Genomic DNA, 7,924 nt, shown 5'->3' on the forward strand with positions numbered 1-7,924 from the left:
CGTAATCGAGGACGAAACCGCTCAAGCGCGGGCCCCTTCGGGGTGTCCATGGGAAGCGGAGGATTGAGTTGGAGCATGATGGCCTCGTTGCGACATTGCGGAGTCTGAACGCCACAGAGCGAAGGCTGGGTCCCGCCCGGATTCCGGCCACTCCCATTGCGCCAAACTCCGCCCGGCTGGGAAACCGCCAGCCCGGAACCTGGTCCGTCCCTTCACCGGTGCCGGGTTCCCCGGTCGCGCGTGACGGACGTCCACGCAAGAGTTCCACACGGCGCCGACAGATGACGCACAGGCAGTCGATGACACAGGCAAAGAAAAAGCCCTGGAACCGTTGGGTTCCAAGGCTTTTTCGTTCCCTCCGGAACTGGTCGGAGCGACAGGATTTGAACCTGCGACCCCCAGACCCCCAGTCTGATGCGCTACCAGGCTGCGCTACGCTCCGTCAACTTCACCGCAGTGCTTGCGGCTTGGCTCCGGAAGGGAACGGGACTATAGCCGCGGGCTTTCGCCGATGCAACATCTCCCGTGATGATTTTTCAGCTTTTTTTGCTCCCAATTTCGGACAAGCGGGACAGCACCGATTGCAACGATCTCAGCTCGTCCAGCACCATGGTGATCTCGTGCCGCACGGCGTCGGACAGGGGCGCATGATCGGCATCCCCCTCCCCGTCGTCCGGCAGATCGTCGCCGGCAAGGCCCTCGCCGTCCGATAACCCGCCACCATCCTCGGCATCCTCCGGCATCGGGTCGGACATGCGTCCTTCCTTCAGCAGGCGCTGAACGCCCTTGATGGTATAGCGGTCCTCATACAGCAGCGCCTGGATGCGCCGCAGAAGCTCGACATCTTCCGGCCGGTAATAGCGACGGCCGCCGCCACGCTTCAACGGCCGGATCTGCGGGAATTTCGTCTCCCAGAACCGCAGCACATGCTGAGGCACGCTGAGTTCGGTCGATACCTCGCTGATGGTGCGATAGGCCGTGGCAGATTTCATGGCTCGATCAGGCCACCACCCAATGGTGACCGGGGACGGCAGGCCCAGGGAAGGCACGGCACGGCGATCGACAGGGCATGCGGATCATCGAAACGGCCGGCGTCAGGACAGCGCCCGCGCGGGCGTCGGTGCCCCACCCTCCTGCACATCGTTGATGCGGTTCTTCAGAACGTGGCTGGCACGGAAGACCAGGACCCGGCGCGGCAGAATCGGCACTTCCTCCCCGGTCTTGGGGTTGCGGCCGATTCGCTCGCCCTTCTGGCGGACCTGAAAGCTGCCGAAGGAGGAGATCTTCACCATCTCTCCCCGAGCGAGCGCGTCGGAAATCTCATCCAGCACGGTTTCGACCAGATCGGCCGATTCGTTGCGCGAAAGACCGACCTCCTGGTACACGGCCTCACTCAATTGAGCCCGCGTTACGGTATTTTGCGACATTGTTCGACCTCCCCCCGCAACCGTTGGAAAGACGGTAATCCGGGGAAAGAAGGTCCGTCAATTCAAAAGCTTGGCAGCCGCATGCGGCCCGGCCGCTGCTTGGCCGGGCGTGCTATGCAGCATGACAATTGGGGATCGGGGGAAGAACGGGTGCCGCCTGCTTACCAGCGGATCAGCGCGGAGCCCCAGGTCAGGCCGCCGCCGATGGCTTCCATCAGGATCAGGTCGCCGCGCTTGATGCGGCCGTCTGCCACAGCCTCGCCCAGCGCCAGCGGAATCGATGCCGCCGACGTGTTGCCGTGACGGTCCACCGTCAGAACGACTTTCTCCGGCGCCAGCTTCATCTTGCGGGCCAGCCCGTCGATGATGCGGCGGTTCGCCTGATGCGGGACCATCCAGTCGATGTCGGTCGACTCAAGCCCGTTGGCGACCAGCGCCTCCTCCACCACCGCCGACAGCTTCGACACGGCGTGGCGGAAAATCTCCTGCCCATGCATGCGGACATGGCCGATGGTGCCGGTCGAGGACGCGCCGCCATCGACATAGAGCAGGTCGTACTGGCTGCCGTCGGAATGAAGGTGGGTGGACAGCACGCCGCGGTCGGCCGAATCGCCCTTGGCCTCATAGGCCTCCAGAACGACAGCGCCGGCGCCGTCGCCGAACAGCACGCAGGTGGTGCGGTCGTTCCAGTCCAGCAGGCGGGAGAAGGTTTCCGCCCCGATCACCAGGGCGCGGCGCGCCTGACCGTTGCGCAGGAAATTGTCGGCCACCGACAGGGCATAGACGAATCCGGCGCAGACCGCCTGGATGTCCATCGCGAAGCCCTTGGCGCCCAGCGCCGCCTGGACCTTGGTCGCGGTGGCCGGAAAGGTGTTGTCCGGGGTGGTGGTCGCCAGGATGATGCAGTCGATGCTGGCGGCCGGCACCCCGGCATGCTCCAGCGCCCGCGTCGCCGCCGCGATGGCGAGGTCGGAGGTCTTCTCCCCCTCCGCGGCGATGTGACGCGACCTGATGCCGGTGCGCTGGACGATCCATTCGTCCGACGTGTCGACCCGCTGTTCCAGATCCTGATTGGTGACGACGTTGGACGGCAGGAAGATACCGCAACCCAGCACTTGGGAACGCATGACCATTGTTCAGCCCGCCGCCGCCTTCGTGTCGGTAAGAGGGTTCGCGTCGGCTATGCGCCCCATCTCTTCCTTGATGCGTTCGTTGAAGCCGTGCGTCGCCAGGTTGATGGCGACCGCCACCGCATTGGCGAAGCCGACGGCATCGGTTCCGCCATGGCTCTTCACACAGACGCCGCGCAGGCCCAGGAACATCGCGCCGTTGTAGCGGCGCGGGTCGATCCGCTCGCGGAACCGCTTGAAGGCGCCGCGGGCCAGCAGATAGCCGATCCGCGCCAGGAAGGACGTCGCGAAGGTGCGGCGCAGGAATTCGGAGAACAGCTTCGCCGTCCCCTCCGCCGTCTTCAGCGCCACATTGCCGGTGAAGCCGTCGGTGACGATGACATCCACCGTGCCCAGCCCGATGTCGGTGCCTTCGACGAAGCCATGGAAACGGCCGGGCAGCGGCATGTCGCGCAGGCTCGCCGCCGCGGCACGCACCACCTCGTTGCCCTTCATGTCTTCCGAACCGATGTTCAGCACACCGATCGACGGTTCCGGCAAGCCCAGGATGGCACGCGCGAAGACGGCCCCCATCACGGCGAACTGGACGAGGTTTTCCGGCTGGCATTCGGCATTGGCGCCGAGATCCAGCATCACGCTCTCGCCCCGTTGCGTCGGGAAGAAGGAGGCCATCGCCGGCCGGTCGATGCCCGGCAGCGTCTTCAGCACGAACTTGGCCATGGCCATCAGGGCGCCGGTGTTGCCGGCCGACACCACGCAGGCGGCATCGCCCGCCGCGACGGCGTCGATGGCAAGCCTCATGCTGGACTGGCGACCCGCGCGCAGCGCCACCGCCGGCTTGGCGTCACCGGCCACGAAGTCGGCGGTGTGACGGATCTCCGCCACCGCCTTCAACGCAGGCCGCTGGTTCAGCAGCGGCTCGATCCGCTGCTGGTCGCCATACAGCAGAAAACGCACGTCGGGATGGCGTTCCCGCGCGATGTCCGCCCCGGCAATGACCATGTCGGGACCGTGATCGCCACCCATGGCATCCAGGGCGATGGTCAGGCGCTGGCTCACCGCGAACAGGCTCCCCGGCTAGGACCCCGGCAGGGGCGACGGGCGCCCCCGATCAACGGGACCTCAGACAACGCGATGCGGATCAAGCGGCCGCGGTGCCGCTCTGAACCACTTCACGCTGGTCGTAGTGGCCGCAAGACCCGCAGACGTGGTGCGGACGCTTCAGCTCGCCGCAGTTCGGGCACTCGTTGTAGGCCGAGGTCGGCAGAGCGTGGTGCGAACGACGCATGTTGCGCCGCGACTTGGAGGTCTTCTTCTTCGGAACAGCCATGACCGTAAACTCTCTTCATTGGAAAGGGCGGCCCGAACAGGGGCCGCCCAGCGCGAGCGGCATTCAATAAGGCAAATGCTCCCAAAGGGCAAGCCCGAACAACCCCCATTTCTCACCCCCGCGCCGCTCATTGGTGGGGGTGGAAACGCCGGCCCTTATACAAGGCACGACACGGAAAGCAACAGCCGGATCACTTCCGCGGCTTCAACTGCTGCAGGACGGCGAACGGATTGGGCTTTTCAGGCTCCTCCACTGCCTCTTCCTCCACCGGGTCCTCGTCATAGCCCTCGAATTCAACCCCTTCGGCATGCGGATAGGGATCGAGGCCCAGCGACAGGTGCTGCGCCGTCAGCTCGCCGATGTCGATTCGGCCGTTCTCCATCGGCTCGGGAATGTCCTCGTCCGACAGGGAGGCGTCGAAATCGATCTCCAGCCCCGGATCCTCGATCATCGCCGGCGGCGCGAACAGCGCCTCGAAGCTTTCGCTGACATGGGCGGGCACCGGCTCCAGCGTGACGACGCAGGTCTGGACCACATCGGCCTCCAACTGCCCTGACACCCGGATCATCTGGCCGCCGCGCACCGCGCGCAGCTTCACCGTGGCGGTCAGGCTGCCGATCGACTCAAGCTCCAGCCGCTCGGCGAGCGCGTTGCGTTCCGCCTCCGTCGCTTCGATGGTCTCGGCAACATCGGCGCGGCGCACCGCATCGGCATGGACGACGCGCGAGAATTCCGGGGCCGGCAGGGCGCCGTTGGCAGGGCTCATGGCGATAGACTCTCTGATCGAAAAGCAAAACAGCCGGCACGACGGACGCCCGGCATTCTCCCGAGTCACATGCAGCGGGCACGCCGGAAAGGCAAGCCCTCTGCCATCCTCTGCGGCACGCAGCGACACTCTACATATGCAGCGACACTCTACATATATAGTGTACCGTTCAGGCCGGCATCGGCGCGAAGCGAACCTCGCCCCGCATCAGCGACTCCAGCGGCTGGGCGTCGAGCGTCGCGGCGCAGGCGCGGACATAGGCGGCCATGACCGGCAGCACGCCCTCCGGCACCGGATCGACCGTGCCGTAGAGGTTGTTGTCCAGCGCCACCTCCAGCCTGCCGGTCTGTGAGTCCGCCAGCGCCTCGTCATAGGCGCGGATTCGCCCGGCCATGCCGCGCGCCATCGTCTTCACCCGCCGGGCGATGCCGCTGTCCCCCGCCCCCATCTCCAGCAGCGACGTCTCGAAATCGTCGACCATCGTCTCGTAGAGGCGCTGCGACAGTTTGCCCGCCTCGGCCCCCTGCCCCTTCAGCCGGCGCATCACCAGCAGCAGATGCAGCGCCACCATCTCGAACCGTCCATCCAACGTGTCGGGCACGGCCAACGCGTTGTAAAAGCCCGGTTCGCGGGCCTGACCGACGATGGCGGTGAACAGCCCGCCCACCGCAGTTGCGGTGCGGATGCGCGTTTCACCCGCCCGATTGCCCAGCAATGGGCCCAGCAGACGGCCGATAAAGCTTCCTGACACGAACGGCAGCCCTTCCCCGACTCGGAGTCTCGTTGACAGGGCGAAGCAGCCGGTGCGATTGTCCCGCCCGGAGACTATCCACAGCCGTGGACGGCCTCCCTGCCCCGCCGGCTCCATCATAGCCCGAGCACCATGACCAGATCGAACTTTTCCGCCCCCCGCACCGTCATCCGCACCGCCCTGCTGGGCAGCGTCCTGTTCGCCGGCCTCGCCGCGACGGGCTGCGCCCCGGTCGTCAACACGCGAGGCAACCTGACGGACCCGCAGCTGGTGGCAGAGCTGCAGCCGGGCCAGAGCCGGCGCGACGACGTCGCCGCGGTGCTGGGCACGCCGACGTCGGTCGGCACCTTCGATCCGAATGTCTGGTACTATATCGGCCAGAAGACCGAAAAGACCGCCTTCTTCGAGCCGGAAGTGACGGAGCGCCGCGTCGTCGTCGCCCATTTCGACAACAATGGCGTCCTGCGCGAGATCAAGACGCTCGACAAGTCGAACGGCCAGGACATCGATCTGGTGGAGCGCACGACGCCGACCGCCGGCCGCGAGATGGGATTCCTGGAGCAGATGATGGGCAACGTCGGCCGCTTCTCCGCCAAGGACAGCAAGGGCAAGGGCCCCGGCAGCTGATCGCTTGACCGTCAGGCCGGCATCCGTGCCCGCTTCCCCAGATCCCGACATCGACCTGCGCCATATGCGGGGCGCCCTGTCGCTCGCCGCGCGCGGGCTGGGGCGGACCTGGCCCAATCCGGCGGTCGGCTGCGTGCTGTTCCGCGACGGCGCCGTCATCGGCCGCGGCTGGACCCAGCCCGGCGGCCGCCCCCATGCCGAGACCGAGGCGCTGGCCCGCGCCCGGACCTTTTCCGGTGGAGCGGAAGGCGCCACCGCCTATGTCACGCTGGAACCCTGCAATCACTATGGCAAGACGCCGCCCTGCGCCCTGGCGCTGGTGGAGGCCAAGGTGGCGCGCGTCGTCGTCGCCTGCCAGGATCCCGACCCGCGGGTTGCCGGCGGCGGACTGGCCCGGCTGCGCGATGCCGGCATCGACGTGACCACCGGCATCTGCGAGGCCGAGGCGCTGGCCCTCAACGAGGGCTTCTTCAACCGAATCACCCTGAACCGGCCGCTGGTCACGCTGAAGGTCGCCAGCACGCTGGATGGCCGCATCGCCACCGCCACCGGCGAATCGCAGTGGATCACCGGTCCAACCGCCCGCGCCTGGGGCCACCGGCTGCGCGCAAGCCATGACGCCATCCTGGTCGGCATCGGCACCGCGCTGGCCGACGATCCCGAACTGACCTGCCGCCTGCCCGGCCTGGTGGACCGCAGTCCCGTGCGCGTGGTGGTCGACAGCAGCCTGCGCCTGCCCCCGGCGGCGAAGCTCGCCACCGGCGCCCACCGAGTCCCGACCTGGGTCGTCACCGGCCCGTCCCCCGACAGCGCCCGTTCCGAGGCTCTCTCCGCGCTCGGCATCGAGGTGATCCCGGTCGCAGCCGGAGCGGACGGCCGCGTCGATCCCTCCGCCGCGATGACCGCCCTCGCCTGCCGCGGCATCACCCGTGTGCTGGTGGAAGGCGGGGCGGCGATGGCCGGCGCCCTGCTCGGCGCCGGGCTGGTCGACCGGCTGGAGTGGTTCCGCGCCGCCTCGCTGATCGGCGGCGACGGGCTGCCGGCGGTCGCCGGCTTCGGAGTCGAGGCGCTGTCCGCCATCGCGCGCTTCGAGCGGACCGCCGTGCGCAGCGCGGGAGCCGATCTGGCCGAGAGTTACCGCCGGATCGCCCCCTGACGATCGGATTTGCCGCCGGCCCAGCCCACGCAACAGACCGTTGCGCCGTCTGCGGTGTCGCGCCCGCTTCCCCTGGACGCGAAACCTGCTAAATTCCCCGCATGTTCACCGGAATCATCACCGATGTCGGGCGCGTCCGGGCCGTGGAGCGGCAGGGCGACACCCGGTTCACCATCGAGACCGCCTTCGACACGGAGACGATCGCGATCGGGGCGTCCATCGCCCATAACGGCGTCTGTCTGACGGTCATCGAGAAAGGGCCGGGGACTTACGTCATCCAGGCCTCTGGCGAGACCTTGTCGAAGACGACGCTCGGCGGCTGGGAATCCGGCACGCGCGTCAACCTGGAGCGTGCGCTGAAGGTCGGCGACGAGCTGGGCGGGCACATCGTGTCCGGCCATGTCGACGGCGTCGGCCGGCTGCTGTCGATCCGCCCCGAGGGCGAATCGCTGCGCCTGACCTTCGAGGCGCCCGCCACCCTCGCCAAATACATCGCGCCCAAGGGCTCGGTCGCCATCGACGGCGTGTCACTGACCGTCAACGAGGTCGAGGGCAACCGCTTCGGCGTCAACATCATCCCCCACACCCAGACCGCCACAACCTTCGGCGGGCTGAAGGAGGGCGATGCGGTCAATCTCGAAATCGATATGCTGGCGCGCTATGTCGCCCGGCTCGCGGGGCAGGAATGACGTCCGAGTTTCACAAGTACCTGTCGAGCGCCGAAGAGATCATCGAAG

Annotated in this window: 10 protein-coding genes and 1 tRNA gene; 3 read left to right on the top strand and 8 right to left on the bottom strand. The window is 67.2% G+C overall.

Features of this window, described 5'->3' with window-relative positions; all coding sequences use genetic code 11:
* Positions 1-365: 365 nt before the first annotated feature.
* The 8 genes from I71_RS33435 to I71_RS33465 form a co-directional block, all read right to left on the bottom strand.
* A tRNA-Pro gene (locus I71_RS33435) sits at positions 366-442 on the bottom strand.
* Positions 443-536: 94 nt separating this feature from the next.
* Positions 537-992, bottom strand: coding sequence for a MerR family transcriptional regulator (locus I71_RS33440; RefSeq protein ID WP_042704454.1), 456 nt, complete (start codon positions 990-992; stop codon positions 537-539).
* Between the two features lie 102 nt (positions 993-1,094).
* Entirely contained in the window at positions 1,095-1,427 is a 333-nt protein-coding gene (locus I71_RS33445; protein WP_014247260.1) for an integration host factor subunit alpha, read from the bottom strand.
* A gap of 161 nt (positions 1,428-1,588) precedes the next feature.
* A complete protein-coding gene (locus tag I71_RS33450) occupies positions 1,589-2,560 on the bottom strand; it encodes a beta-ketoacyl-ACP synthase III (RefSeq protein ID WP_042704459.1) in 972 nt (323 codons plus the stop codon).
* Positions 2,561-2,563: 3 nt separating this feature from the next.
* The gene (plsX, locus tag I71_RS33455; RefSeq protein ID WP_042704461.1) at positions 2,564-3,616 is read right to left on the bottom strand and encodes a phosphate acyltransferase PlsX; all 1,053 of its coding nucleotides are present in this window, start codon (positions 3,614-3,616) and stop codon (positions 2,564-2,566) included.
* A gap of 82 nt (positions 3,617-3,698) precedes the next feature.
* Complete coding sequence (gene rpmF, locus I71_RS36705; protein ID WP_012973646.1) at positions 3,699-3,887, bottom strand: 50S ribosomal protein L32; 189 nt, start codon at positions 3,885-3,887, stop codon at positions 3,699-3,701.
* Positions 3,888-4,077: 190 nt separating this feature from the next.
* Positions 4,078-4,653 (bottom strand): DUF177 domain-containing protein, encoded by a 576-nt coding sequence (locus I71_RS33460; RefSeq protein ID WP_042704463.1) that lies wholly within the window; start codon positions 4,651-4,653, stop codon positions 4,078-4,080.
* Between the two features lie 169 nt (positions 4,654-4,822).
* Complete coding sequence (locus tag I71_RS33465) at positions 4,823-5,404, bottom strand: ubiquinol-cytochrome C chaperone family protein (protein WP_083897523.1); 582 nt, start codon at positions 5,402-5,404, stop codon at positions 4,823-4,825.
* A gap of 132 nt (positions 5,405-5,536) precedes the next feature.
* Here I71_RS33465 and I71_RS33470 point away from each other — a divergent pair, with 132 nt between their 5' ends.
* The 3 genes from I71_RS33470 to I71_RS33480 all read left to right on the top strand — a co-directional run bounded on the left by I71_RS33470 (position 5,537) and on the right by I71_RS33480 (position 7,876).
* Complete coding sequence (locus I71_RS33470) at positions 5,537-6,031, top strand: outer membrane protein assembly factor BamE (protein ID WP_042704465.1); 495 nt, start codon at positions 5,537-5,539, stop codon at positions 6,029-6,031.
* Between the two features lie 64 nt (positions 6,032-6,095).
* Positions 6,096-7,187, top strand: a complete 1,092-nt coding sequence (ribD, locus tag I71_RS33475) for a bifunctional diaminohydroxyphosphoribosylaminopyrimidine deaminase/5-amino-6-(5-phosphoribosylamino)uracil reductase RibD (RefSeq protein ID WP_042704467.1) — start codon at positions 6,096-6,098, stop codon at positions 7,185-7,187.
* Positions 7,188-7,288: 101 nt separating this feature from the next.
* Entirely contained in the window at positions 7,289-7,876 is a 588-nt protein-coding gene (locus I71_RS33480; protein ID WP_042704469.1) for a riboflavin synthase, read from the top strand.
* Positions 7,877-7,924 lie beyond the last annotated feature (48 nt).

It is taken from the genome of Azospirillum sp. B506, assembly GCF_000333595.1.
GTDB lineage: Bacteria > Pseudomonadota > Alphaproteobacteria > Azospirillales > Azospirillaceae > Azospirillum.